At 72.9% G+C, this 24,905-nt stretch carries 20 protein-coding genes; 13 read left to right on the forward strand and 7 right to left on the reverse strand.

Annotated features, from left to right (window positions below):
• Positions 1-123 precede the first annotated feature (123 nt).
• The 11 genes from uvrA (at position 124) to ACZ3J7_RS17925 (ending at position 12,752) form a co-directional block, all read left to right on the forward strand.
• Entirely contained in the window at positions 124-3,000 is a 2,877-nt protein-coding gene (gene uvrA / locus ACZ3J7_RS17875; protein ID WP_465621780.1) for an excinuclease ABC subunit UvrA, read from the forward strand.
• A gap of 103 nt (positions 3,001-3,103) precedes the next feature.
• On the forward strand, positions 3,104-3,526 hold the full coding sequence (locus ACZ3J7_RS17880; protein ID WP_465621782.1) for a Rieske (2Fe-2S) protein: 423 nt from the start codon (positions 3,104-3,106) through the stop codon (positions 3,524-3,526).
• A 52-nt stretch (positions 3,527-3,578) separates the two neighbouring features.
• Entirely contained in the window at positions 3,579-5,603 is a 2,025-nt protein-coding gene (gene uvrC, locus ACZ3J7_RS17885) for an excinuclease ABC subunit UvrC (RefSeq protein WP_465621784.1), read from the forward strand.
• On the forward strand, positions 5,600-6,484 hold the full coding sequence (gene rapZ, locus ACZ3J7_RS17890) for an RNase adapter RapZ (protein ID WP_465621786.1): 885 nt from the start codon (positions 5,600-5,602) through the stop codon (positions 6,482-6,484). The genes uvrC and rapZ overlap by 4 nt, the downstream gene beginning before the upstream one ends.
• A 62-nt stretch (positions 6,485-6,546) precedes the next feature.
• Positions 6,547-7,617, forward strand: coding sequence for a gluconeogenesis factor YvcK family protein (locus tag ACZ3J7_RS17895; protein WP_465621789.1), 1,071 nt, complete (start codon positions 6,547-6,549; stop codon positions 7,615-7,617).
• A complete protein-coding gene (gene whiA, locus ACZ3J7_RS17900) occupies positions 7,608-8,588 on the forward strand; it encodes a DNA-binding protein WhiA (RefSeq protein WP_014138611.1) in 981 nt (326 codons plus the stop codon). Before ACZ3J7_RS17895 ends, whiA begins: the two co-directional genes overlap by 10 nt.
• 229 nt (positions 8,589-8,817) lie before the next feature.
• Positions 8,818-9,825 carry a type I glyceraldehyde-3-phosphate dehydrogenase gene (gap, locus tag ACZ3J7_RS17905; protein ID WP_014138612.1) on the forward strand — a complete coding sequence of 336 codons (1,008 nt, stop codon included), beginning with the start codon at positions 8,818-8,820 and terminating at the stop codon, positions 9,823-9,825.
• A gap of 157 nt (positions 9,826-9,982) precedes the next feature.
• A complete protein-coding gene (locus ACZ3J7_RS17910; protein ID WP_465621794.1) occupies positions 9,983-11,188 on the forward strand; it encodes a phosphoglycerate kinase in 1,206 nt (401 codons plus the stop codon).
• Between the two features lie 7 nt (positions 11,189-11,195).
• Complete coding sequence (gene tpiA / locus ACZ3J7_RS17915) at positions 11,196-11,981, forward strand: triose-phosphate isomerase (protein ID WP_465621796.1); 786 nt, start codon at positions 11,196-11,198, stop codon at positions 11,979-11,981.
• An 87-nt stretch (positions 11,982-12,068) separates the two neighbouring features.
• Positions 12,069-12,302, forward strand: coding sequence for a preprotein translocase subunit SecG (gene secG, locus ACZ3J7_RS17920; protein WP_465621798.1), 234 nt, complete (start codon positions 12,069-12,071; stop codon positions 12,300-12,302).
• A 162-nt stretch (positions 12,303-12,464) separates the two neighbouring features.
• Positions 12,465-12,752, forward strand: a complete 288-nt coding sequence (locus ACZ3J7_RS17925; protein ID WP_014138616.1) for an RNA polymerase-binding protein RbpA — start codon at positions 12,465-12,467, stop codon at positions 12,750-12,752.
• Positions 12,753-12,779: 27 nt separating this feature from the next.
• Here ACZ3J7_RS17925 and ACZ3J7_RS17930 read toward each other — a convergent pair whose 3' ends face one another.
• From ACZ3J7_RS17930 to tkt, 6 genes are all read right to left on the reverse strand, one after another.
• Entirely contained in the window at positions 12,780-14,579 is a 1,800-nt protein-coding gene (locus ACZ3J7_RS17930) for an ATP-binding protein (protein WP_465621800.1), read from the reverse strand.
• An 86-nt stretch (positions 14,580-14,665) separates the two neighbouring features.
• Positions 14,666-15,403: a 6-phosphogluconolactonase gene (gene pgl, locus ACZ3J7_RS17935; RefSeq protein ID WP_465621803.1), complete on the reverse strand. Its 738-nt coding sequence runs from the start codon at positions 15,401-15,403 to the stop codon at positions 14,666-14,668.
• A complete protein-coding gene (opcA, locus tag ACZ3J7_RS17940) occupies positions 15,400-16,548 on the reverse strand; it encodes a glucose-6-phosphate dehydrogenase assembly protein OpcA (RefSeq protein ID WP_465621805.1) in 1,149 nt (382 codons plus the stop codon). Before opcA ends, pgl begins: the two co-directional genes overlap by 4 nt.
• On the reverse strand, positions 16,545-18,104 hold the full coding sequence (zwf, locus tag ACZ3J7_RS17945) for a glucose-6-phosphate dehydrogenase (RefSeq protein WP_465622140.1): 1,560 nt from the start codon (positions 18,102-18,104) through the stop codon (positions 16,545-16,547). The genes opcA and zwf overlap by 4 nt, the downstream gene beginning before the upstream one ends.
• Before the next feature lie 72 nt (positions 18,105-18,176).
• Entirely contained in the window at positions 18,177-19,316 is a 1,140-nt protein-coding gene (tal, locus tag ACZ3J7_RS17950; RefSeq protein ID WP_465621806.1) for a transaldolase, read from the reverse strand.
• Positions 19,317-19,415: 99 nt separating this feature from the next.
• A complete protein-coding gene (tkt, locus tag ACZ3J7_RS17955; protein ID WP_465621808.1) occupies positions 19,416-21,512 on the reverse strand; it encodes a transketolase in 2,097 nt (698 codons plus the stop codon).
• 401 nt (positions 21,513-21,913) lie between these two features.
• On the opposite strand from tkt, the gene ACZ3J7_RS17960 reads away from it, so the two are divergent.
• Positions 21,914-22,858, forward strand: coding sequence for a heme o synthase (locus ACZ3J7_RS17960; protein WP_465622142.1), 945 nt, complete (start codon positions 21,914-21,916; stop codon positions 22,856-22,858).
• A gap of 37 nt (positions 22,859-22,895) precedes the next feature.
• Here the strand turns inward: ACZ3J7_RS17960 and ACZ3J7_RS17965 are convergent, their stop codons facing one another.
• Positions 22,896-23,549 carry a DUF2461 domain-containing protein gene (locus ACZ3J7_RS17965; protein ID WP_465621810.1) on the reverse strand — a complete coding sequence of 218 codons (654 nt, stop codon included), beginning with the start codon at positions 23,547-23,549 and terminating at the stop codon, positions 22,896-22,898.
• 94 nt (positions 23,550-23,643) lie between these two features.
• Between ACZ3J7_RS17965 and ACZ3J7_RS17970 the strand changes: the two genes are divergently transcribed.
• Positions 23,644-24,897 (forward strand): FAD-dependent monooxygenase, encoded by a 1,254-nt coding sequence (locus ACZ3J7_RS17970; protein WP_465621812.1) that lies wholly within the window; start codon positions 23,644-23,646, stop codon positions 24,895-24,897.
• Positions 24,898-24,905: the final 8 nt, after the last annotated feature.

Here is a 24,905-nt window from a genome sequence, read left to right on the forward strand (position 1 = left end):
TGAGCCAGTACGGTTGTTGGCGCATCCTGGAAGAAACCCGTCCTTCCCTCCCACCGACTTCCCAACGACCTCTCACCGACTCCCTCCGACCTCCCTCCGACCCGGAGAAAGGCGCCAGTAGCAGTGGCAGACCGCCTCGTCGTCCGCGGTGCACGCGAGCACAACCTCAAGAACGTCTCGCTCGACCTGCCCCGGGACTCCCTCATCGTCTTCACGGGCCTCTCCGGGTCCGGCAAGTCCTCCCTCGCCTTCGACACGATCTTCGCCGAGGGCCAGCGGCGCTACGTCGAGTCGCTGTCCTCGTACGCCCGGCAGTTCCTCGGACAGATGGACAAGCCGGACGTCGACTTCATCGAGGGCCTCTCCCCGGCCGTCTCGATCGACCAGAAGTCCACCAGCCGCAACCCCCGCTCCACCGTCGGCACCATCACCGAGGTGTACGACTACCTGCGCCTGCTGTTCGCCCGGATCGGCAAGCCGCACTGCCCGCACTGCGGCCGCCCGATCGCCCGGCAGTCGCCGCAGGCCATCGTCGACAAGGTGCTGGAGCTGCCCGAGGGCACCCGGTTCCAGGTGCTCAGCCCGGTCGTCCGGGAGCGCAAGGGCGAGTTCGTCGACCTCTTCGCCGACCTGCAGTCCAAGGGCTACGCCCGGGCCCGGGTGGACGGGCAGACCGTCCAGCTGACCGAGCCGCCGACGCTGAAGAAGCAGGAGAAGCACACCATTGAGGTGGTCATCGACCGCCTCACCGTGAAGTCGAGCGCCAAGCGCCGGCTCACCGACTCGGTGGAGACCGCGCTCAAGCTGGCCGGCGGCATGGTGGTGCTCGACTTCGTCGACCTGCCGGAGGACGACCCCGAGCGCGAGAAGATGTTCTCGGAGCACCTCTACTGCCCGTACGACGACGTCTCCTTCGAGGAGCTGGAGCCGCGCTCCTTCTCCTTCAACTCCCCGTTCGGCGCCTGCCCGGACTGCTCGGGCCTGGGCAACCGGATGGAGGTCGACCCGGAGTTGATCGTCCCCGACGAGGAGAAGTCGCTCGACGAGGGCGCCATCCACCCCTGGTCGCAGGGCGCCACCAAGGAGTACTTCCAGCGGCTGGTCGACGCGCTCGCCGCCGAGCTGGGCTTCCGCACCGACCTCCCGTGGGCCGGGCTGCCGGTCCGGGCCAGGAAGGCGCTGCTGTACGGGCACAAGACCCAGGTCGAGGTCCGCTACCGCAACCGGTACGGCCGGGAGCGCGCCTACACCACCGCCTTCGAGGGCGCCGTCCCGTTCGTCACCCGGCGGCACTCCGAGTCGGAGAGCGACGCCGGCCGGGAGCGCTTCGAGGGCTACATGCGCGAGGTGCCCTGCCCGACCTGCCAGGGCACCCGGCTCAAGCCGGTGGTGCTGGCCGTCACGGTGATGGACCGCTCGATCGCCGAGGTCTCCGCGATGTCGATCAGCGACTGCGCGGACTTCCTCGGCGCGCTGCGGCTGGACCGCCGGGACAAGCAGATCGCCGAGCGGGTGCTCAAGGAGGTGCTGGAGCGGCTGCGCTTCCTGGTCGACGTCGGCCTCGACTACCTCTCGCTGAACCGCGCCGCCGGCACCCTCTCCGGCGGCGAGGCCCAGCGGATCCGGCTGGCCACCCAGATCGGCTCCGGCCTGGTCGGCGTGCTGTACGTGCTGGACGAACCCTCCATCGGCCTGCACCAGCGCGACAACCACCGGCTGATCGAGACGCTGGTCCGGCTGCGCGACATCGGCAACACCCTGATCGTCGTCGAACACGACGAGGACACCATCAAGACCGCCGACTGGATCGTCGACATCGGCCCCGGCGCCGGTGAGCACGGCGGCAAGGTGGTGCACTCCGGCTCGCTGAAGGAGCTGCTGGCCAACGAGGAGTCGCTGACCGGCCAGTACCTCTCCGGCAAGCGCGGCATCCCGATCCCGGCGGCCCGCCGCCCGCGCGACAAGAAGCGCCAGATCGTGGTGCACGGCGCCCGCGAGCACAACCTCAAGGACGTCACGGTCGCCTTCCCGCTCGGCACCTTCACCGCCGTCACGGGCGTCTCGGGCTCCGGCAAGTCCACGCTGGTCAACGACATCCTGTACACCCACCTGGCCCGCGAACTGAACGGCGCCCGCGCCGTCCCCGGCCGGCACACCCGGATCACCGGCACCGACCTGGTCGACAAGGTGGTGCACGTCGACCAGTCGCCGATCGGCCGCACCCCGCGCTCCAACCCGGCCACCTACACCGGCGTCTTCGACCACGTGCGCAAGCTGTTCGCGGAGACCCAGGAGGCCAAGGTCCGCGGCTACCTGCCCGGCCGGTTCTCGTTCAACGTCAAGGGCGGCCGCTGCGAGAACTGCTCCGGCGACGGCACCATCAAGATCGAGATGAACTTCCTGCCGGACGTCTACGTCCCCTGCGAGGTCTGCCACGGCGACCGCTACAACCGGGAGACGCTGGAGGTCCACTACAAGGGCAAGTCCATCGCCGAGGTGCTGAACATGCCGATCGAGGAGGCGCTCGACTTCTTCGAGGCCGTCCCCGCGATCGCCCGCCACCTGCGCACGCTCAAGGAGGTCGGCCTCGGCTACGTCCGGCTCGGCCAGCCCGCCACCACGCTCTCCGGCGGCGAGGCCCAGCGCGTCAAGCTCTCCGCCGAGCTGCAGAAGCGCTCCACCGGGCGGACGGTCTACGTCCTCGACGAGCCCACCACCGGCCTGCACTTCGAGGACATCAGCAAGCTGATCAAGGTCCTGGAGGGCCTGGTCGACAAGGGCAACACCGTCATCGTCATCGAGCACAACCTCGACGTCATCAAGACCGCCGACTGGCTGGTCGACATGGGCCCCGAGGGCGGCTCCGGCGGCGGCGGCGTGGTCATCGAGGGCACCCCGGAGGAGGTCGCCGCCTCCACCGCCAGCCACACCGGCAAGTTCCTGCGCGACATCCTGCCGGGCGTCTCGGACGCGGCCCCGGCCAAGCGGAAGAAGAAGTAACCGCCCGCGCGGACGGGTCCGCCCGGGGAGCTCGCGGCTCCCCGGGCGGACCCGTCCGCGCGTGCTAGGTTGCTGGCGCCAATTCCCGCACCCAGGAGTCCAGATGCCCGAGCCCACCGCCTCCCGCCGTACCCTCCTGTGCTGCGCGGCCGTCGCGCTCGCGGGCGCCACGGCCGCCGGGTGCTCCTCGTCCCCGTCCAAGGACGACGCCGGGAGCCCGGCCTCCGGCGGCCCGATCGACCTCGGCCCGGCCGCGGACGTCCCGGTCGGCGGCGGCAAGGTCTACAAGGAGCAGGCCGTCGTGGTCACCCAGCCCGCCGCGGGCGAGTACAAGGCCTTCAGCGCCAAGTGCACGCACGCCGGCTGCCTGGTCAACGGCGTGGTCAAGGACCAGATCCAGTGCCTGTGCCACGGCAGCCGGTTCGGCGTCACCGACGGCGCGGTGCAGGACGGCCCGGCCCCCCGGCCGCTGCCCGCCTACCAGGTCGCGGTGCGGAACGGGAACCTCCAGGTCACCAAGAGCTGACGAACCGCGCCGCCCGCGCCGGAGTGTCACCGGCAGTCGGTACGGTAGGGGCATGGCAGACCCGTCCACCTACCGACCGGCACCGGGAGCGATCCCGCCCTCCCCCGGGGTGTACAAGTTCCGTGACGCGCACGGCCGGGTCATCTACGTGGGCAAGGCCAAGAGCCTGCGCCAGCGCCTCTCCTCGTACTTCCAGGACCTCGCCAACCTGCACCCGCGCACCGCGACGATGGTGACCACCGCCGCCTCGGTGGAGTGGACGGTGGTCTCCACCGAGGTCGAGGCGCTGCAGCTGGAGTACTCCTGGATCAAGGAGTTCGACCCCCGCTTCAACGTCAAGTACCGGGACGACAAGAGCTACCCGGAACTCGCCGTCACCCTGGACGAGGAGTACCCCCGGGTCCAGGTGACCCGCGGCGCGCACAAGAAGGGCGTGCGCTACTTCGGCCCCTACGGCCACGCCTGGGCGATCCGCGAGACGGTCGACCTGCTGCTGCGGGTCTTCCCCGTCCGGACGTGCTCCACCGGCGTGTTCAAGCGCGCCCGGCAGGTCGGCCGCCCCTGCCTGCTCGGCTACATCGGCAAGTGCGCCGCCCCCTGCGTGGGCAGGGTCAGCGCCGCCGAGCACCGCGAACTCGCCGAGGAGTTCTGCGACTTCATGGCCGGCCGGACCGGCGGCCACCTGCGCCGGCTCGAACAGCAGATGCGCGAGGCCGCCGCCGAGATGGAGTACGAGAAGGCCGCCCGGCTGCGCGACGACCTCGGCGCCCTGCAGCGCGCCATGGAGAAGAACGCCGTCGTCCTCGGCGACGGCACCGACGCCGACCTGCTCGCCCTCGCCGAGGACGAACTGGAGGCCGCCGTGCAGATCTTCCACGTCCGCGGCGGCCGGGTCCGCGGCCAGCGCGGCTGGGTCACCGACAAGGTCGAGGACGTCGACACCGCCGGCCTGGTCGAGCACGCCCTGCAGCAGCTCTACGGCGAGAACAGCGAGCAGGTCCCGCGCGAGGTGCTCGTCCCCGCGCTGCCCGACCACGCCGTCCACGAGTGGCTGTCCGGCCTGCGCGGCGCCCAGGTCGACCTGCGGATCCCGCAGCGCGGCGACAAGAAGGACCTGATGGAGACCGTCCAGCGCAACGCCCAACAGGCGCTGGCCCTGCACAAGACCAAGCGCGCCTCCGACCTGACCACCCGCAGCCGCGCCCTCCAGGAGATCGCCGACGCCCTGGAGCTCGACTCCGTCCCGCTGCGCATCGAGTGCTTCGACATCTCGCACCTCCAGGGCGACGACGTGGTCGCCTCCATGGTGGTCTTCGAGGACGGCCTGGTCCGCAAGAGCGAGTACCGCCGGTTCCAGATCAAGGGCTTCGAGGGCCAGGACGACGTCCGCTCGATGCACGAGGTGATCACCCGCCGGTTCCGCCGCTACCTCCAGGAGCGCGAGCGCACCGGCGAGTGGGCGGTGCCCGAGGAGGCCCTGGAGGAGGCGCCCGGGACGCCGGAGGGCGAGGCCTCGCCGCTCGACGAGAACGGCCGCCCCCGCCGCTTCGCCTACCCGCCGCAGCTGCTGGTGGTCGACGGCGGGCAGCCCCAGGTCGCCGCCGCCGTGCGGGCGTTGACGGAGCTCGGGATCGACGACGTCGCGGTCTGCGGCCTGGCCAAGCGGCTGGAGGAGGTCTGGCTGCCCGGCCAGGACGACCCGGTGGTGCTGCCGCGCTCCAGCGAGGGCCTCTACCTGCTGCAGCGGGTCCGCGACGAGGCGCACCGCTTCGCCCTCACCTACCAGCGCGCCAAGCGGGCCAAACGGCTCACGGCGGGGGAGCTGGACTCCGTCCCCGGGCTCGGCGAGACTCGCCGCCGGGCGCTGCTCAAGCACTTCGGATCGTTGAAGAAGCTGCGGGCGGCGACCGTCGACGAACTGTGCGAGGTCCCCGGGATCGGGCGCCGGACGGCCGAGACTGTTGCGGCAGCCTTGGCCTCCCGTACACCTTCCGCATTCGCGGTCAACACCGCGACGGGCGAGATCATCGAAGACAGCACGGCCACAGCAGGACCGAGAAGCGGGGAAGAGACGTGACAGTGTCCAACGCGGGGGAGACCACCCCCGAGCTGGTGATCATCTCCGGCATGTCCGGGGCGGGCCGCTCCACCGCCGCCAAGTGCCTGGAGGACCTCGGCTGGTTCGTGGTCGACAACCTGCCGCCCGCGCTGATCCCCACCATGGTCGACCTGGGAGCCCGCTCGCAGGGCGCGGTGCCGCGGATCGGCGTCGTGGTCGACGTCCGCGGCCGCACCTTCTTCGACGACCTGCTGACCTCGCTGGAGGAGCTGGAGAAGCGCGGCGTCCGGCTGCGGGTGCTCTTCCTGGACTCCTCCGACGACGCCCTGGTCCGCCGCTTCGAGTCGGTCCGCCGCCCGCACCCGCTGCAGGGCGACGGCCGGATCGTCGACGGCATCGCCCAGGAGCGCGAGCTGCTGCGCGAGCTGCGCGGCGAGGCCGACCTGGTGGTCGACACCTCCAACCTCAACGTGCACCAGCTGCGCGCCAAGATGGACGCCCAGTTCGCCGGCCAGGACGAGCCCGAGCTGCGCGCCACCGTGATGTCCTTCGGCTTCAAGTACGGCCTACCGGTCGACGCCGACCTGGTCGTCGACTGCCGCTTCCTGCCCAACCCGCACTGGGTCCCCGAGCTGCGCGCCCGTACCGGAACCGACCCGGAGGTGGCAGAGTACGTGTTCCAGCAACCCGGGGCGCAGCAGTTCGTCGACGGCTACACCGAGCTGCTGCGGATCGTCACCGAGGGCTACCGCCGCGAGGGCAAGCGCTACATGACGCTTGCCGTAGGCTGCACCGGAGGCAAGCACCGCAGCGTCGCGATGTCCGAGCAGCTGACGAAGCGTCTGATCGCGGACGGGGTCGAAACGGTGCTGGTCCACCGGGACATGGGCCGGGAGTAAGCGGCCGGGAACCACCCGTACCGCCGCCCCGGCCGAGCACGAGACAGGAACATGGGGTCGGCGTGACGGGATACGTGCCAGTACGGCAGCAGCTCCGGACCAGACCCGCCGAGCGGTCCGCGGGGCCGCGCCCCGGCGTGCCGAAGCCCAACCGACTGAGGGTGGCCGCCCTCGGCGGCGGCCAGGGCCTGTCCGCCTCGCTGTCGGCCCTGCGCCGGCTCACCACCGAGCTGACCGCCGTGGTCACCGTCGCCGACGACGGCGGCTCCAGCGGCCGGCTCCGGGCCGAGCTCGGCGTGCTGCCGCCCGGCGACCTGCGCAAGGCGCTGGCCGCGCTGTGCGGCGACGACGAGTGGGGCCGGACCTGGTCCGAGGTGATCCAGCAGCGCTTCGCCGGCACCGGCGAGCTCGGCGGCCACGCGGTCGGCAACCTGCTGATCGTCGCGCTCTGGGAGAAGCTCGGCGACCCGGTCGAGGCGCTGAACTGGGTCGGCCGGCTGCTGAACGTCCAGGGCCGGGTGCTGCCGATGTCCGCCGTCCCGCTCGACATCGAGGCCCTGGTCCGCGGCCACGACCCGCTGCGCCCCGGCGAGACCACCTCGGTGCGCGGCCAGGCCGCCGTCGCCGTCACGCCCGGCACCGTGCAGTCGATCCGGCTGCTCCCGGACGAGCCGCCCGCCGTCCCGGAGGCCGTGCAGGCCGTCCTGGAGGCCGACTGGGTGGTGCTCGGCCCCGGCTCCTGGTTCACCAGCGTGCTGCCGCACCTGCTCGTCCCCGAGCTCACCAAGGCCCTCACCGAGACCCGGGCCCGCCGCCTGCTCACCCTCAACCTGGCCCCGCAACCCGGCGAGACCGAGGGCTTCACCCCGCAGCGCCACCTGGAGGTGATCGCCGACCACGCCCCGAACCTGGCCGTGGATGCGATCCTGGTGGACGAGCGGGCGGTCAGCGGCGGCGCCTTCGGGGTCGCCGACCTGGCCGGCCTGGAGCAGGCCGCCGAGCGGATGGGCGCCGCCCTGGTGCTCGACCGGGTGGCCCGCGACGACGGCACCCCGCGACACGACGCGGAGCTCTTGGCCGCCGCGTACGACCGGATTTTCCGGACTCATGGAAGGATCGGCCCATGGCGATGACGGCAGCGGTGAAAGACGAGATCTCCCGGCTTCCCGTCACCCGTGCCTGCTGCCGCAAGGCGGAGGTCTCGGCGATCCTGCGCTTCGCGGGCGGACTGCACATTGTGAGCGGCCGCATCGTGATCGAGGCGGAGCTGGACACCGGCATTGCGGCACGGCGGCTGCGCAAGGACCTCCTGGAGATCTTCGGACACTCCTCGGATCTGGTGGTGATGGCCCCCGGCGGGCTGCGGCGCGGCAGCCGGTACGTGGTGCGGGTGGTGAAGGACGGCGAGCTGCTGGCCCGGCAGACCGGGCTGGTGGACGGACGAGGGCGCCCGATCCGGGGCCTGCCCCCGGCGGTGGTGTCCGGCGCGACCTGCGACGCGGAGGCCGCCTGGCGCGGCGCCTTCCTCGCGCACGGCTCGCTGACCGAACCCGGGCGCTCCTCCTCCCTGGAGATCACCTGCCCGGGCTCGGAGGCGGCGCTCGCCCTGGTCGGCGCGGCCCGCCGGCTCGGGATCCCGGCCAAGGCCCGCGAGGTCCGCGGCGTCGACCGGGTGGTGATCCGCGACGGCGACGCGATCGGCGCGCTGCTCACCCGCCTCGGCGCGCACGAGTCCGTGCTGGCCTGGGAGGAGCGCCGGATGCGCCGCGAGGTGCGGGCCACCGCCAACCGGCTGGCCAACTTCGACGACGCCAACCTGCGCCGCTCGGCCCGCGCCGCGGTCGCCGCCGGCGCCCGGGTGCAGCGCGCCCTGGAGATCCTCGGCGAGGAGGTGCCCGAGCACCTGGCCGCGGCCGGCGCGCTGCGCATGCAGCACAAGCAGGCCTCGCTGGAGGAGCTCGGCGCGCTCGCCGACCCGCCGCTGACCAAGGACGCGGTCGCCGGCCGGATCCGCCGGCTGCTCGCGATGGCCGACAAGCGGGCGGCCGAACTCGGCCTGCCCAACACCGAGGCCAACCTGACCGAGGAGATGGCCCTCAACTGACGGCCGGTCAACCGTCCGACGGCACACCCGGAGGGGCGTGCGGAGCAGCTCGCGGCAGCCGCCGCGGCCGCTCCGCGCGCCCCTTCCGCACGCCCGGGCCGTCGTGTCCGACCGGTGAGGCGATGTGCCCTGCGACACGTGGGCGAGGTAGGGTCAGCAGTGGTCGGGGACAACCCAAATTTCACCCCCGTCGGGCTCCGGCCCGGCGTACCTAAGAGGAGATCGGTTCGTGACGATCCGGGTAGGCATCAACGGGTTCGGCCGCATCGGCCGCAACTTCTTCCGTGCGGTCAAGTCCCAGGGCGCTGACATCGAGATCGTCGGTGTCAACGACCTGACCGACACCAAGACGCTGGCTCACCTGCTCAAGTACGACACCACTCTCGGTACCTTCCCCGGCGAGGTCTCGCACACCGAGGACAGCATCACCGTCGACGGTCACACCTTCAAGGTCACCGCCGAGCGCGACCCCGCCAACCTTCCCTGGGCCGCCCTGGGCGCCGACATCGTCGTCGAGTCCACCGGCATCTTCACCAAGGCCGATGCTGCGAAGAAGCACATCACCGCCGGTGCCAAGAAGGTCATCATCTCGGCGCCCGCCAGCGACGAGGACATCACCATCGTCCTGGGCGTCAACGAGGACAAGTACGACGCGGCGGCGCACGACATCATCTCGAACGCCTCCTGCACCACCAACTGCGTGGCGCCGATGGCGAAGGTCCTGCACGAGAACTTCGGCATCGTCAAGGGCCTGATGACCACCGTGCACGCCTTCACCAACGACCAGGTCACCCTGGACTTCCCGCACAAGGACCTGCGTCGCGCCCGCGCCGCCTCGCAGAACATCATCCCGACCTCGACCGGTGCCGCCAAGGCCACCGCCCTGGTCCTCCCGGAGCTGAAGGGCAAGCTGGACGGCACCTCGCTGCGCGTCCCGGTCCCGACCGGCTCCATCACCGACCTGGTGGTCACCCTCGAGCGCGAGGTCACCAAGGACGAGGTCAACGCGGCCTTCCAGAAGGCCGCGCAGGAGGGCCCGCTCAAGGGTTACCTGGCGTACACCGAGGACCCGATCGTCTCCTCGGACATCGTGAACGACCCGCACTCCTGCATCTTCGACTCGCAGCTCACGATGGTCCAGGGCAACCAGGTCAAGGTGCTCGGCTGGTACGACAACGAGTTCGGCTACTCCAACCGCCTCGTCAACCTGGTCTCCCTCGTCGGCGACCAGCTCTGACCCCAGCGGTAGTCGACGTGACGTAAGGGGCAGGGCCCGGACGGCTGTCACCGCCGACCGGGCCCTGCCGCTGCGCCCCCTCGTCCGTCCTACCCCCACCGGTGGCCCGCCGTCGTGTCGCCGTCTGCGCACCGTTCCACCCCTGAGGAGCATGACCGTGAAGACGATCGAAGACCTGGAGGTCTCCGGCAAGCGGGTGTTCGTCCGCGCCGACCTCAACGTGCCGCTGTCCGGCGACACCATCACCGACGACGGCCGGATCCGGGCCGTCGCGCCGACCATCGCCAAGCTCGTCGAGCGCGGCGCGCGCGTGGTGGTCGCCTCGCACCTGGGCCGTCCCAAGGGCGAGCCGGACCCGAAGTTCTCCCTCGCGCCGGTGGCCGTCCGCCTCGGCGAGATCCTCGGCCGGCCGGTGGCGTTCGCCACCGACACCGTCGGGGACAGCGCGAAGGCCACCGTCGCCGCCCTCGGCGACGGCGAGGTCACGCTGCTGGAGAACCTGCGCTTCAACGCCGGCGAGACGTCCAAGGACGACGCCGAGCGCGGCGCGTTCGCCGACGAGCTGGCCGCCCTCGCGGACCTGTACGTGGGCGACGGCTTCGGCGCGGTGCACCGCAAGCACGCCTCCGTCTACGACCTCCCGGCCCGGCTGCCGCACGCGGTCGGCGACCTGATCGCCACCGAGGTGGGCGTCCTCAAGCGCCTCACCGAGGACGTCGCCCGCCCGTACGTGGTGGTGCTCGGCGGCTCCAAGGTCTCCGACAAGGTCGGCGTGATCGAGAACCTGCTCGGCAAGGCCGACCGGATCCTGATCGGCGGCGGCATGATGTACACCTTCATCGCGGCCCAGGGCCACGGCGTGGGTGCCTCGCTGCTCCAGGAGGACCAGATCCCGGTCGTCCAGGACTACCTGAAGCGCGGCGCCGAGCAGGGCGTCGAGTTCGTGATCCCGCTGGACACCGCGGTCTCCGGCAGCTTCCCGGACGTCAAGGGCGGCGCCCCGGTCGAGGACTTCGCGGTCGTCGACGTGGACGCGATCCCGGACGGCGCGCTCGGCCTGGACATCGGCCCCAAGACCGCGCGGCTGTTCGCGGAGAAGATCGCCGACGCCAAGACGGTGTTCTGGAACGGCCCGATGGGCGTCTTCGAGCACCCGGCGTTCGCCGACGGCACCCGGGCGGTCGCCCAGGCGCTGCTCGACTCCGACGCGTTCACCGTGGTCGGCGGCGGCGACTCGGCGGCGGCGGTGCGCACCCTGGGCTTCGACGAGGCGAAGTTCGGACACATCTCGACCGGCGGTGGCGCGAGCCTCGAGTACCTGGAGGGCAAGACGCTCCCCGGTCTCGCCGCCCTGGAGGACTGAGAAGGACATGACTGAGCGTCTCCCGCTGATGGCGGGCAACTGGAAGATGAACCTCGACCACCTCGAGGCCATCCAGCACACCCAGAAGCTGGCGTTCTCGCTGGCCGACAAGGACTACGAGGCCGTCGAGGTCGCCGTCCTGGTCCCGTTCACCGACCTGCGCTCGGTGCAGACCCTGGTCGACGGCGACAAGCTGAAGCTCAAGTACGGCTCGCAGGACATCTCCCGGCACGACGGCGGGGCCTACACCGGCGAGGTGTCCGGCCCGATGCTGGCGAAGCTGAAGGTCGCCTACGCGGTGATCGGCCACTCCGAGCGCCGCCAGTACCACGGCGAGGACGAGGAGATCGTCAACGCCAAGGTGAAGGCCGCCTACCGCAACGGGATCACCCCGATCCTGTGCATCGGCGAGCCGCTGGAGGTCCGCAAGGCCGGCACCCACGTCGCGCACACCCTGGCGCAGCTGGACGGCGCCCTGGAGGGCGTCCCGGCGTCCGACGCCGAGAGCATCGTCGTCGCGTACGAGCCGGTCTGGGCGATCGGCACCGGCGAGGTCGCCACCCCCGAGGACGCGCAGGAGGTCTGCGGCGCGATCCGGGCCCGGCTCGCCGAGCTGTACGGCGCCGACCTGGCCGGCAAGGTCCGCGTGCTGTACGGCGGTTCGGTGAAGTCCTCGTCCGCGGCCGGCCTGATGGCCAAGCCCGACGTCGACGGCGCCCTGATCGGCGGCGCCTCGCTGGACGCCGAGGAGTTCGTCAAGATCGTGCGCTACCGTGAGCAGGCAGTAGGCTAACGCCCCTGCGGCAACGTAGGCTTTGGGGCCGGACCGCGTGGAGCGGGCCCGGCCCCTTCGCCGAAGATTCGAGAGAGTTGGTCCGTCGTGGTTCTCGGGTTCGAGATTGCTCTGATCCTCCTCAGCGCGCTGCTGATCCTGATGGTGCTGCTGCACAAGGGCAAGGGCGGCGGCCTGTCCGACATGTTCGGCGGCGGCGCGGCCTCCACCGGTGGCGGTTCCGCGGTGGCCGAGCGCAACCTCGACCGCATCACCGTGATCCTGGGCATCGCCTGGTTCGCGTGCATCGTGGTCCTCGGGCTGCTGCTCAAGACCAACTGACACCAACTCGGCGGGCGATGGTGGCGCTGGCTTAACTCCCGCTTACACTAGGACGACTTCGCCACCGTCCGCCCAGCCGCGGCCGGACGGCACCAGCACGCAGGGAGTCAGACCGTGGCAAGTGGCAACGCGATCCGAGGCAGCAGAGTCGGCGCCGGCCCGATGGGCGAAGCGGAGCGCGGCGAGTCCGCCCCGCGCAACCGCATCTCCTTCTGGTGCGCCAACAAGCACGAGACGCGTCCGAGTTTCGCCGCCGAGGCGGCGATCCCGGACACCTGGGACTGCCCGCGCTGCGGCTTCCCGGCCGGCCAGGACGAGCACAACCCGCCCGCCCCGGCCCGCAACGAGCCCTACAAGACCCACCTCGCCTACGTCCGCGAGCGCCGCACCGACGCGGACGGCGAGGCGATCCTCGCCGAGGCGCTGGCCAAGCTGCGCGGCGAGATCTGAGCACGGCGCACCTCGGTGCGGAGGGCGTCACCGGTCACCGGTGGCGCCCTCGGTGATTTCGGCGAGGCGGGCCCGCACCCGGGGCAGGTCCGGGTCGTCGGCCGGGATCCCCTCGGCCGCCCGGGCCAGGGCGGCCGCCTCGGCGGCGGAATCGCCCAGCACCCGGTGGAGCACGGACAGGGCGAGTTGGTGCTCGGCGGCCACCAGCGGGTCGTCCAGGCGCGCGACGGGCTCCGCCATCCGCGCCACCAGGGGGACGAGGGCGGCCAGCGCGGAGACGGCCGACCCGTCGGCGGCGGCGAACTCCCGGGCGGCCGCGCGCAGTTCCCGGGCCTGCCCGACCAGGTGCAGGGCGGTGTCCCGGTAGCCCGGGCGCAGCTCCGTCCCCTCCGGCCGGTCCAGCTGCCGGACGTTCCGCTCCAGCAGCGGCGCCACCAGGTCGAGCTCCCGGACGGTCTCCTCCCGGAAGCGGGCCGTCGGCCTTCCCGCGCGCTCCTCCCGCTCGACCGTCAGGGCCAGCAGGGCCAGCCTGAGCGCGGTGTTGTGCACCAGCTGGAGCACGTTCTGCGTGACCAGTTGCACGTGCCGGTGGCCGAGCGCGCCGATCAGCCGCTCCGCGGCCCTCCCGCCGTGGCGGCGGGCGAGCGGCAGCAGCGCGAAGAGGGACGCGCTCTCGGCCTGCAGCCACTCCCGGACGCGGGCCCCGGTGAACGGCGCCCGCCCGGCGGTGATGTCGGCCAGCGCCGCCAGGTAGTGGCGGACCAGCCGCCTCCGGGCGCGGTCGGCCCCCCGCACCCGCTGCTCCGCCGCGTAGAGCCGGACCAGGTCGTGGAAGCGGTACCGCCCGCCCTCGGCCTCCAGCAGGTGGGCCCGGACCAGGGCGCGCAGCGGCTCGGCGAGCTCGGCTTCGGGCCGGTCGGCGAGGGCGGCCGCCGCGCCGGGCGGCAGGTCCGGGCCGGGGTGCAGCGCCAGGAGGGCGAACAGGCGGGCCTCGGGCCGGGACAGGCGCCGGTGGGAGAGGTCGAAGGCGGCGCGGACTGCCAGGTCGGGGCCGTGCTCCAGGGCGGTCAGCCGCCGGCGGGCGTCGCCCAGGTCGGCGACCAGTTCGGCGGGGGTGCGCTCGGAGAGCAGCGCGCCGGCGATCCGCAGGGCGAGCGGGAGGTGGCCGCACAGCCGGGCGATCGCCGGGAAGGCGTCGTCCGCACGGCCGGAGAGCGCGCCGAGCAGGGCGACCGACTCGGCCTCGTCGAGGACGTCGAGGGGGAAGTGCCGGGGCGCCAGGAGGCGGTCGGCCAGCCGGTGGCGGCTGGTGACCAGGACGCGGTGGCGCGGGTCGCCGGGCAGGAGCGGGGAGACCTGCGCGGCGGAGGAGGCGTTGTCGGCGATCAGCAGCAGCGGGCCGTCGACGGCGGCGAGCCTGCTGCGGTAGAGGTGCTGCTTGGCGGCCGGGTCGGCCGGGGCGTCCGCGCCGAGGGCGTGCAGCAGGGTGTCGAGGGCCTGCTCGGGGGTGACCGGGTGCTCGTCGTAGCCGTGCAGGTCGACGAAGAGGACCCCGCCGGGGAACAGCGCTCCGGCCCGGTGGGCGGCCTCCACGGCGAGGGCGGTCTTGCCGATCCCGCCGAGGCCGGCGAGCGCCGAGACCAGGAGCGGGCCCGGGCCGGTGCCGAGCGCGGCGAGCAGGTCGGCGAGCAGCTGCTCCCGTCCGACGAACAGGGCGCGCGGCGGCAGCCCGGACGGCCGGGGCGGGGCCTGGCCGAGGACCACGGTGGCGGCCTGCACGACGGGGCCCCGGAAGGTGCCGCCGGTGATGCTGTTCTCCGTCTCCACAGCAGAGTTGTAGCAGGACGGCCGAGGGGCCCGGTCCGTTTTCGGACCGGGCCCCTCGGCGGGCGGTGACTCAGGTGGGCGGTGACTCAGGCGGGCTCGCCCGCCGCCGCCTCGTCCAGCAGCCAGAGCGTCCGCTCGGTGCCGGTGACCGCGCCGGCCGGGGCCGTGGCGGCGCCGGGGGAGGTGCGGGCGAGGGCGACCGCCTCGGCCTTGTCCGCGCCCGCGGCCAGCAGCCACACCTGGCGGGCGTGGTGCAGGGCGGGGAGGGTGAGCGAGAGGCGGGTGGGCGGGGGCTTGGGGGAGTCGTGGACGGCGATGACGGTGCCGTCGGTCCGCTCGGTGCCGGGGTGGCCGGGGAAGAGCGAGGCGACGTGCGCGTCGGGGCCGACGCCGAGCAGCAGGACGTCGAAGAGCGGCAGCGGCTCGCCGGGGGCGGCGGCCGCGGCCAGTTCGGCGGCGTAGCGGGCGGCGGCGTCCTCGGCGGGGGTGCCGTCGGCCGGGGGCATCTCGTGCACCCGGGCGCCGAGCGGCCGGACGGCGTCCAGGAACGCGGCCGCCTGGACGGCGTTGCGCTCCGGGTCGCCGGCCGGCAGGTAGCGCTCGTCGCCCCACCACAGCTCGACGCGCGCCCAGTCGACCGCGTCGCGCGCCGGGTGGGCGGCGAGCGCGGCGAGCAGGGCGTTGCCGTTGCGGCCGCCGGTGAGCACCAGGTGCGCGGTGCCGCGGGCGGCCTGGGCGTCGGCCAGGGCGGTGAGCAGCCGGGCGGCGGCCGCCTGGGCGAGCAGGGCCGCGTCCCGGTGGACCAGGACGAGGTCGGAACTCACTGGCCGCTCCGCTTGCGCGGGGCGGACTTCTTCGCGGCGGACGCCTTCTTCGCGGCGGGCGCCTTCTTGGCGGCGGTCTTCTCCGCCGGCAGCTTGGCGGTGACCCGGGCCGGGGCGGCGGCCGCGGCCTCGACGACCTTGGGCTCCGCCGGTTCCTCCGCCGCGGGGGCCTCGGCCTCCACGGTGCCGCCGGGGCCCGCGTGCTCGACTCCGGCGATCCGCTCGCGCAGCCGGTCGACCGGGGTGCGGACGGCGGTGGCGTAGATGTCGTCGGGGTCGAGGCGGCGCAGTTCCTCGGCGATCAGCTCGGCGGTGTCGCGGCGCTTGAGCGCGACCATCCGGTCGGGCGCGCCGGGCATGCAGAGCGTGCCGAGCAGGCCGTCGGGGCGGTCGAGGGTGATGTCGCCGTCCTTGGTGCGCAGCCGGACGGCGGTGATGCCGGGGCCGCCGGTGACGACCCGTTCGACCGGGACGCGCAGGCGGTTGTGCAGCCACAGGCCGAGCAGTTCGACGCTGGGGTTGTACGACTCGCCCTCGACCACCGCGCCGGTGATCTCGACGTCGCGCTGGTCCAGGGCGGCGGCCAGCATGGAGCGCCAGCCGGTGATCCTGGTCCAGGCGAGGTCGGTGTCGCCGGGGGTGTAGCCGGCCGCCCGCTGGGCGAGCTGGCCGACCGGGGACTCGGCGGTCACCGCGTCGGTGATGCGCCGCTGGGCGAGCGCGCCGAGCGGGTCCTGCGCCGGGTTGAGCGGCGCGTTGTCCGGCCACCAGACCACCACGGGGGCGTCCGGCAGCAGCAGCGGCAGCACCACAGACTGGGCGTGCGCGGCGAGTTCGCCGTGCATCCGGAGGATGACCGTCTCGCCGCTGCCCGCGTCGGTGCCGACCAGGATCTCCGCGTCGAGCCGGGTCTCGGCCCGGGCGCGCGGCGAGCGGCCGGCCCGCTTGATGACGGCGAGCGTCCGCGAGGGGTGCTCTCGGGAGGCGTCGTTGGCGGCCTTGAGGGCGTCGTAGGCGCTGCCCTCGTCGGTCACGATGACCAGGGTCAGCACCATGCCGGCGGCGGTCGAGCCGCTGGCCCGGCGGGCGCCCATCAGGGCGGCGTTGATCTTGCTGGACGTGGTGTTCGTCAGGTCGATCTTCATGGCCGGCGCCAGCTCCTGCCGTCTCGTGCGAGCATCTCGTCCGCCTCGACCGGGCCCCAGGTGCCGGCCGGGTACTGCGCGGGCTTGCCGTGGCTGTCCCAGTACTGCTCGATCGGGTCGAGGATCTGCCAGGACAGCTCGACCTCCTGGTGCCGCGGGAAGAGGTTCGCGTCGCCGAGCAGCACGTCCAGGATGAGGCGCTCGTACGCCTCGGGGCTCGACTCGGTGAAGGACTCGCCGTAGGCGAAGTCCATCGTGACGTCGCGGACCTCCAGCGCGGTGCCGGGGACCTTCGAGCCGAAGCGCACGGTGACGCCCTCGTCCGGCTGGACGCGGATCACCAGGGCGTTCTGGCCGAGCTCCTCGGTGGCGTAGGAGTCGAACGGCAGGTACGGGGCGCGCTGGAAGACCACCGCGATCTCGGTGACCCGGCGGCCCAGCCGCTTGCCGGTGCGCAGGTAGAACGGGACGCCCGCCCAGCGCCGGTTGTTGATCTCCAGCTTGATCGCGGCGTAGGTGTCGGTCCGGGACTCGGGGTTGATGCCGTCCTCGTCCAGGTAGCCGACGACCTCCTCGCCGCCCTGCCAACCCGCCGCGTACTGGCCGCGCACGGTGTGCGCGCCCAGGTCGGCGGGCAGCTTGACGGCGCTGAGCACCTTCAGCTTCTCGGCGACCAGCGCCTTCGGGTGGAAGGACGCCGGCTCCTCGATGGCGGTCAGCGCCATCAGCTGCAGCAGGTGGTTCTGGATGACGTCGCGGGCGGAGCCGATGCCGTCGTAGTAGCCGGCCCGGCCGCCGATGCCGATGTCCTCGGCCATGGTGATCTGCACGTGGTCGACGTACGACCGGTTCCAGATCGGCTCGAACATCTGGTTGGCGAAGCGCAGCGCCAGGATGTTCTGGACGGTCTCCTTGCCCAGGTAGTGGTCGATCCGGAAGACCTCGTCCCGGGGGAAGACCTCGTGGACGATCCGGTTCAACTCCTGGGCGCTGGCCAGGTCGTGGCCGAAGGGCTTCTCGATCACCGCGCGGCGCCAGGAGCCCTGCGGCGGGTCGGTCAGGCCGTGCTTCTTGAGCTGCTGGACCACGGTCGGGAAGAACTTCGGCGGCACCGACAGGTAGAACGCGAAGTTGCCGCTGGTGCCCTGCGCCTGGTCGAGGTCCTCGATGGTGCGGCGCAGGGTGTCGAAGGCCTCGTCGTCGCCGAAGTCGCCCTGCACGAAGCGCATGCCCTTGGCGAGCTGCTCCCAGACCTCCTCGCGGAAGGGCGTGCGGGCGTGCTCCTTGACGGCGTCGTGCACCTCGTTGGCGAAGTCCTCGTCCTCCCACTCGCGGCGGGCGAACCCGACCAGCGAGAAGCCCGGCGGCAGCAGGCCGCGGTTGGCGAGGTCGTAGACCGCCGGCATCAGCTTCTTGCGCGACAGGTCGCCGGTGACGCCGAAGATCACCAGGCCGGACGGGCCGGCGATCCTCGGCAGCCGCCGGTCGGCGGGGTCGCGCAGCGGGTTCACGGGCCGGTCGGGGGTGTCGCCCGCGGCCGGTTCCGTGCCCTCCACATCCGGGTACGGCTGGGTGTTGCTCACTGTGGTGTGCTCCGCTTTCCGTGCGTCGGTTCCGTGAGCAGGGGGTCAGTTCTTCTGGTGGGCTTCGAGGGCCGCGGTGACGGTTTCCAGCAGCTCGGTCCAGGAGGCTTCGAACTTCTGCACGCCCTCGTCCTCCAGGACCTGGACGACGTCGTCGTAGTCGACGCCCGCGGCGGCGACGGCGTCCAGGACGGCCTTCGCGTCGGCGTAGTTCGGGGTGATGGTGTCACCGGTGACGGCGCCGTGGTCGTCGGTGGCGTCCAGGGTGGCCTCGGGCATGGTGTTGACGGTGCCCGGGGCGACCAGCTCGGTCACGTACAGGGTGTCGGGCAGGTTCGGGTCCTTGACGCCGGTGGAGGCCCACAGCGGGCGCTGCGGCTTGGCGCCGGCGGCCTCCAGGGCCGCCCAGCGGGCGGAGGCGGGCTTGGCGCCGTCGACGGAGCCGTAGACCTCCTCGTAGGCCTGGTAGGCCAGGCGGGCGTTGGCCAGGGCGGCCTTGGAGCGCAGCTCCTCGGCCTCGGGGGTGCCGACGGCCGTCAGGCGCTTGTCGATCTCGGTGTCCACGCGGGAGACGAAGAACGAGGCGACGGACTCGATCTGCGAGAGGTCCAGGCCGGCGGCCTTGGCCTGCTCCAGGCCGGACAGGTGGGCGTCGATGACGGCCCTGTAGCGCTCCAGGGAGAAGATCAGCGTGACGTTGACGCTGATGCCGCGGGCCAGGACCTGGCTGATCGCGGGCAGGCCGCCCATGGTCGCGGGGATCTTGATCAGCACGTTGGGGCGGTCCACCAGCCACCACAGCTGCTTGGCCTCGGCGACGGTGGCGTCGGTGCGGTGGGCCAGGCGGGGGTCGACCTCGATGGAGACCCGGCCGTCGCGGCCGTTGGAGGCGTCGTAGACCGGGCGCAGCACGTCGGCCGCGTCGCGCACGTCCGAGGTGGTGATCATGCGCACCGCCTCCTCGGTGGTCACGCCGCGCACCGCCAGGTCGGTCAGCTGGCCGTCGTAGGCGGCGCTGCCGCCGCCGATGGCCTTCTGGAAGATGGTCGGGTTGGTGGTGACGCCGACGACGTGCTTCTCCTGCACCAGCTCGGCCAGGTTGCCGGAGTTCAGGCGCTCCCGGCTCAGGTCGTCGAGCCAGATCGCCACGCCTTCTTCGCTGAGGCGGTTCAATGCGTCGGTCATGGTGCTCAGTCCCTCTTCAATCTCTTGCGTGCGTCGGGTGGAGTCCGGGGCGGCCGGCCCGGGGCAGTGCGGATACCCCGGGCCGGCCGGATCAGCGCGTCAGCGGGAGACGGCCTCGACCGTGCGCAGCGAGGCGCGGGCGGCGTTGGCGACCGCGTCGGCGGTGATGCCGAACTCCTGGTACAGCACCTGGTAGTCGGCGGAGGCGCCGAAGTGGTCCAGGCTGATGATCCGACCGGCGTCGCCGACCAGCTCGCGCCAGCCCTGGGCGATGCCCGCCTCGACCGAGACCCGGGCTCGGACGTTCGGCGGCAGCACGCTGTCGCGGTACGCCTGGTCCTGCTCGTTGAACCACTCGACCGACGGCAGCGAGACCACCCGGGTCGGGACGCCCTCGGCCTGCAGCGCCTCGCGGGCCTGGACGGCCAGCTGCACCTCGGAACCGGTGCCGATCAGGATCACCTTGGGCTGGCCGCCCTCGGCCTCGGCCAGCACGTAGCCGCCCTTGGCCGCACCCTCGGCGGAGCCGAACACCTCGCGGTCGAAGGTCGGCACGCCCTGCCGGGTCAGCGCCAGGCCGACCGGGCCGGGGTGGCTGGTCTGCCGCTCCAGCACGGTGCGCCACACCACGGCGGTCTCGTTGGCGTCCGCCGGGCGGACCACCGCGAGGCCGGGGATGGCGCGCAGCGCGGCCAGGTGCTCGATCGGCTGGTGGGTCGGGCCGTCCTCGCCGAGGCCGATCGAGTCGTGCGTCCAGACGTAGACCACCGGCAGCTTCATCAGCGCGGCGAGCCGGACGGCGGGGCGCATGTAGTCGGAGAACACCAGGAAGGTGCCGCCGTAGACGCGGGTCCGGCCGTGCAGCGCGATGCCGTTCATCACCGAGCCCATGGCGTGCTCGCGGATGCCGTAGTGGATGGTGCGGCCGTACGGCGAGGCGCTCTTGAGCGGGTTGCCCTCCGGGAGGAAGGAGGACTCCTCGTCGATGGTGGTGAGGTTGGACTCGGCGAGGTCGGCGGAGCCGCCCCACAGCTCGGGGACCAGCTTGCCGACGGCCTTCAGGGTGTCGCCGGAGGCCTTGCGGGTGGCGACGTCCTTGCCGGCCGGGAAGACCGGGATCGCCTTCTCCCAGCCGTCGGGCAGCTCGCCGACCTGGATCCGGTCGAACTCGGCGGCGCGCTGCGGGTTGGCGGCGCGCCAGTCGGCGAGCTCGGCGTCCCAGGCGGCGCGGGCGGCCTGGCCGCGCCGGACCACCTCGCGGGCGTGCGCGACGACCTCGTCGGAGACCTCGAAGGTCTTGGCCGGGTCGAAGCCGAGCACCTTCTTGGTGGCGGCGATCTCGGCGTCGCCGAGGGCCGAGCCGTGCGCCTTGGCGGTGTCGCGGGCGTTCGGCGCGGGCCAGGCGATGACGGTGCGCATCGCGATGATCGACGGCTTGCCGGTCTCGGCCCGGGCGGCCTCCAGCGCGGCGGCCAGCGCCACCACGTCGATGTCGCCGTCGGACTTCGGGGCGACCCGCTGGACGTGCCAGCCGTACGCCTCGTAGCGGCCCAGCACGTCCTCGGAGAACGCGGTGGCGGTGTCGCCCTCGATCGAGATGTGGTTGTCGTCGTACAGCGCGACCAGGTTGCCCAGCTTCTGGTGGCCGGCCAGCGAGGACGCCTCGGCGGAGATGCCCTCCTCCAGGTCGCCGTCGGAGACGATCGCCCAGACGGTGTGGTCGAACGGCGAGGTGCCGGGCGCCGCGTCCGGGTCGAACAGGCCGCGCTCGTAGCGGGCGGCCATCGCCATGCCGACCGCGTTGCCGATGCCCTGGCCGAGCGGGCCGGTGGTGGTCTCGACGCCCGCGGTGTGCCCGTGCTCGGGGTGGCCGGGGGTGCGGCTGCCGGCGACCCGGAAGGCCTTCAGGTCGTCCAGCGACAGACCGTAACCGGACAGGAACAGCTGGGTGTACAGCGTGAGGGAGGTGTGCCCCGGGGAGAGCACGAAGCGGTCCCGGCCGACCCAGGACGGGTCGGTGGGGTCGTGGCGCAGGAAGCGCTGGAAGATGAGGTACGCGGCGGGAGCCAGCGACATGGCCGTGCCGGGGTGCCCGTTCCCCACCTTCTGCACGGCGTCCATCGCCAGGACCCGGGCCGTGTCGACGGCCCGCTGGTCCGACTCGCTCCACTCAAAGACGTTAGGCGTGGTGCTCACCCTGACTCAGGGCTCCTTCCGGATTCTGTGAAGTGTGACCCCGTGAAGGGGACCGGTCGGCCACGCCGCTGTGGCTGGCGCCGATCACGGAGGGTTGATCCCGCTTCTCTGTGCGAGCCTACCGTTTGCGGGGCACCTCACCCTCTGTGCCGGGGCAACGTGAGACGGCCGAGCCGCATTCCCCCGTCGCTCCGTCAACTCCGCTGTCCCACCTTCACCCGTCCGGGGAGGGTTTGCCCGTCCGGTGGGCAGGACGGGAGTCCGCACGGCTCGCCGGGGGACCCCGGGGCGGATCGGGAGATATGGAACGTCTATGGTTGCGTGGTACGCGCAGAGCGGACGGCGGGCACCCTGCGGGTCTCCGGGACGCCTGTGGAAGTTCATCGACTGTTGAGGTGTCCGTGACCGCCGTCGAATCCCGCCCCGCCGGGGTGGTGGTGGGGGCGAGGACCGCGCCCCGGCCGCTCGGGGCCCGCGTCGGGGCCTTCGTCGCCCTCACCAAACCCCGCATCATCGAACTGCTGCTGATCTCCACGGTGCCGGTGATGTTCCTGGCCCAGGGCGGCGTCCCGAACCTGTGGCGGGTGCTCGCGGTGGTGGTCGGCGGCTACCTGTCGGCGGGCGGCGCCAACGCGCTCAACATGTACATCGACCGGGACATCGACGCCGTCATGTCCCGCACCGAGCGGCGCCCGATCGTCACCGGCATGGTCTCCCCGCGCGAGGCGCTGGTCTTCGGCGTCACCCTCGCCGTGGTCTCCACCCTGTGGCTCGGCGTCCTGGTCAACTGGCTGTCCTCGGCGCTCGCGCTCGGCGCCCTGCTCTTCTACGTCTTCGTCTACACCCTCGGCCTCAAGCGCCGCACCTCGCAGAACGTCGTCTGGGGCGGCATCGCCGGCTGCATGCCGGTGCTGGTCGGCTGGTCCTCGGTGACGGACTCGGTGTCCTGGGCGGCCGTGGTGCTGTTCCTGGTGGTGTTCTTCTGGACGCCGCCGCACACCTGGGTGCTGATGATGAAGGTCCGCGACGACTACGCCAAGGCCGGCGTGCCGATGCTGCCGGTGATCCGCGGCAACATCGGCGTCGCCAAGCAGGTCGTCGTCTACTCCTGGGTGATGGTCGCGACCTCGCTGCTGCTGTGGCCCGCCGCGCACACCAGCTGGCTGTACCCGACCGCCGCCGCCGTCCTCGGCGCGCTGTGGATGAAGGAGGCGTACGCCCTCCAGTCGCGCGCCAGGGCCGGCATCGTGGGCGCCAAGCTCAAGGAGATGCGGCTGTTCCACTGGTCGATCACGTACCTGACCCTGCTGTTCCTGGTCGTCGCGATCGACCCCTTCGTGGGCTGACCCCCTCCCGGCGGCGGTCCCGCTCCTCCCCTCGGCCTCAGCGCGGCGGAAGCTCGCTGGGGCCGACGTGGTCCTCCAGCCACTCCTGCAGCGGCTCGGCCGCGCGCAGGAACGCGACGACCCGCCCGTACGCCGCCGGAGTGCCCAGCCAGGCCGCGGGCTCCCACTCCTGCCAGGCGATCAGGCCCTTGTGGCGCAGCAGCCCGATCCGCGGGTGGTCCTTCGGCACGCCGCGCGGCGCGGTCTTCAGGCTGTTCCGCCCCACCACCTGCGGCCCGGCCGCCCGCACCGCCGCCACCACCCGCTCCAGCCCGGCCCCCGACAGGTCCTCGGCCACCGCGGCCCGGTAGCGCGCCAGCTGGTCGCTCTCCAGGTGGTAGTAGCCGAGCCCGCAGGCCAGCCCGTCGGCGGACAGCTGCACGTAGCCGCCGGACTCCAGGAAGCCGCCGACGTGCGTCTTGTACGGGGACTTGTCGGCGGAGAACCGGACGTCCCGGTTCGGCCGGAAGACCTTCCCCGGCCCGAACTCCGGCTCCAGCGCGGCCAGCAGTGCCTCCATCGGCGCCCGCACCACCTCGTCGTACACCGCGCGGTGCGCGGCCCAGAAGGTCTTCGAGTTGTCGGCCTCCAGGTGCTCGTAGAACTCCAGCGCCTCGGCCGGCCACCCGCGGAAATCGTTCGCGTCGCTCACCCGCACAGTATTCACGCCCGCCCGGCGCCGGACGGCTGACCCCTCGTCAGGTGCTAGGTTGCGGACGTCCGCCGACCGCACCGGGAGACCGCCGATGACCGCCCGCACCGCCCGCACCACCGTCGCGATCGTCGGCGCCGGACCCGCCGGGCTGGTCCTCGCGCACGTGCTGCGCCGGGCGGGCGTCGACGTCGCCGTGCACGAGCGGCTCTCCCGGACCGCGCTGGAGGGCGCCGCCCGGGCCGGGGTGCTGGAGCACCGGGTGGTCGAGTACCTGCGGGCGCTCGGGCTGGCCGACCGGCTGACCGCCGAGGGCGAGCGGCACGGCCGGTGCGAGATCAGCTGCCTGGGCGAGCGGGTCGAGGTCGACTACGGGACGCTGTCCGGCGGCGTCCGGCACTGGGTCTACCCGCAGCAGCTGCTGGTGCGCGACCTGGTCGCCGCCTACCGGGAGACGGGCGGCACCATCGCGTTCGGGTCGCCGGTCACGGCGGTGGCCGCCGACGGCGACGGCGACGGCGCGGTGCTGCTGCGCACCGCCGCGGGCGAGGAGCTGCGGGCCGACTACGCGGTGGGCTGCGAGGGCGCGCAGGGCGTGGTCGCGGCGGCCTTCCCGGACGGCGCGGCGGGCCCCGGGCGGCGCTACCCGTACGACTGGCTGACCGTGCTGGCCCGGATCGACCGGCCGGTGGCGGCGGTGCGCTACGCGGTGCACGCCGACGGGTTCGCCGGGATGATGCCGCGCACCGCCGACGTCGGGCGGTTCTACCTGGAGGTGCCCGCCGGGGAGCGGACCGAGGCGTGGCCGGCGGAGCGGATCCGCGGCGAACTGGCGCGGCGGCTCGACCTGGCGGGCGCCGACCCGCGCCCCGGCGACCTGCTGGAGACCGGCGTGCTGCGGATGCGCGGCAGGGTCGCCGACCGGATCCGGCACGGCCGGCTGCTGCTGGCCGGGGACGCCGCGCACACCGTCACCCCCTCCGGCGCCAAGGGCCTGAACGCGGCCGTCGCCGACGCCGCCGACCTGGCCGGCGCGCTGCTCGCCGACCTCGGCGGCGACCGCGACGCGCTCGACGGCTACCAGCGGCGCCGGCTGGACGCCGCCTGGCGCACCCAGGAGTTCTCCGACCGGCTGCTCGACCTGCTCCACCTGCCCGCCGGCCTGCCGCCCGAGCAGCGCGCCTTCGCGCTGCGGCTGCGCCTGGAGCGGATCCACCGGATCGCCCGCCCCGGCCCCGAGGCCGCCGACTTCGCCCGCGCCTACGCGGGCGCCGGCGAGCTGCCGCTGCCCCGGGTGTGGCCTCCGGCACAGCGCACTCCCGTCGCCACCGGCAGTACCGGTCGGTAGCATGCGGG

The organism is Kitasatospora sp. NPDC015121, assembly GCF_055562955.1.

Coding starts and splice junctions, on each gene's coding strand:
- ACZ3J7_RS17880 (WP_465621782.1), top strand. CDS start 3,104: ATGCCCGAGCCCACCGCCTCCCGCCGTACCCTCCTGTGCTGCGCGGCC.
- uvrC (WP_465621784.1), top strand. CDS start 3,579: ATGGCAGACCCGTCCACCTACCGACCGGCACCGGGAGCGATCCCGCCC.
- whiA (WP_014138611.1), top strand. CDS start 7,608: ATGGCGATGACGGCAGCGGTGAAAGACGAGATCTCCCGGCTTCCCGTC.
- tpiA (WP_465621796.1), top strand. CDS start 11,196: ATGACTGAGCGTCTCCCGCTGATGGCGGGCAACTGGAAGATGAACCTC.
- ACZ3J7_RS17925 (WP_014138616.1), top strand. CDS start 12,465: ATGGGCGAAGCGGAGCGCGGCGAGTCCGCCCCGCGCAACCGCATCTCC.
- opcA (WP_465621805.1), bottom strand. CDS start 16,548: ATGAAGATCGACCTGACGAACACCACGTCCAGCAAGATCAACGCCGCC.
- tal (WP_465621806.1), bottom strand. CDS start 19,316: ATGACCGACGCATTGAACCGCCTCAGCGAAGAAGGCGTGGCGATCTGG.
- ACZ3J7_RS17970 (WP_465621812.1), top strand. CDS start 23,644: ATGACCGCCCGCACCGCCCGCACCACCGTCGCGATCGTCGGCGCCGGA.